We start from the raw sequence: 1,316 nt of genomic DNA, 5'->3' as shown, positions 1-1,316 counted from the left end.
TGTCAAGCCCCGGGTTTGGTGGAGAGTTGGTTAGCTGGTTTTCAGGGGTGCGGTGACCGGCTGGGTCATCGCGTGTAGTGCCTCGTGTTCGGCGGGCGGGACGTGTCCGAGCTCGCCGTGCAGGCGGCGGTTGTTGTACCAGTCGATGTACTCGACGGTGGCCATCTCCAGGTCGTCGAGCCCGCGCCATGGGCCCTTGTTGCGCACGAGTTCGGCCTTGAACAGGGAGTTGAACGCCTCGGCCATCGCGTTGTCGAACGAGTCGCCCTTCGACCCGACCGAGGCGACCGCGCCGGCCTCGGCGAGCCGCTGGGTGTAGCGGATCGCTCGATATTGGACGCCCCGGTCCGAGTGATGTACGAGTCCTTGCAGGTCAGCGCCCTGATTCTCGCGGCGCCAGATCGCCATCTTCAGCGCGTCCAAGGCGAGGTCGGTGTACAGCGACGTGGATACCTGCCAGCCGACGATCATGCGGGAGTACACATCCAGCACGAACGCGGCGTACACCCAGCCCACGCTGGTGCGCACGTAGGTCAGATCGGCGACCCACAGCAGGTTCGGGCCGGCTGCGGTGAAGTCACGTTTGACCAGGTCGCGAGGCCGGTCGGTCTCGGCGGCCGGGCGGGTCGTGCGCGGTGACTTGTCACGCAGCAGTCCCCGCAACCCGATCTCACGCATCAGCCGCTCGACCGTGCACCGGGCCACCTGCACGCCGCGACGGTGCAGCTCGTGCCAGATCTTGCGGGCGCCGTAGACGCCGTAGTTCTCCGCGTGGATCTTCTTGATCATCTCGATCAGCGCGGCGTCACGCCGTGACCGAGCGCTGGCCGGGCGGATCTTGGCGGCGTAGTAGGTCGACGGTGCGATCTGTGCCGGCGTATCTTCAAGAGCCTGCAGGACCGGCTGGACACCGTATTCGGCCTGGTGGGAGTCGACGAACGCGACCTTCATCGCGACGGACGGTCCAGCTCCGCCGCGAAGAAAGACGCCGCGGACTTCAGGATCTGGTTCGCCCGCCGCAGCTCACGATTCTCCCGTTCCAACGCGGCAATCCGCTCGGCGTCGCTGCTGATCGTGCCCGGCCGCTCCCCGGCGTCGATCTCCGCCTTCTTCACCCACGTACGCAACGCCTCCGGATGAACCCCGAGCTGATCGGCGATCCGCCGGATCGCTCCGACCGCCGACGCCGGATCCCGGCGGGCCTCGACCGCCAACCGGGTCGCACGCTCACGCAGCTCATCGTTGTACTTCTTCGGTGCAGGCATCGCCGGTGTTCCTCCAGGTTTCGATGTCTCCATCTAACCCGGGGCGGAACA

General features: G+C 66.6%; 1 pseudogene. It reads right to left on the bottom strand.

Annotation, left to right across the window (positions count from 1 at the left end):
- Positions 1–30: 30 nt before the first annotated feature.
- Positions 31–1,265: pseudogene (locus tag ACFQS1_RS40440) on the bottom strand (IS3 family transposase).
- Positions 1,266–1,316 lie beyond the last annotated feature (51 nt).

The sequence above is a fragment of the Paractinoplanes rhizophilus genome, from assembly GCF_042664765.1.
In the GTDB taxonomy this organism is placed as follows: Bacteria; Actinomycetota; Actinomycetes; order Mycobacteriales; family Micromonosporaceae; genus Actinoplanes; species Actinoplanes rhizophilus.
The sequence above is the reverse complement of the archived record's forward strand: the minus strand, read 5'-3'. Positions and strand labels throughout refer to the sequence as shown.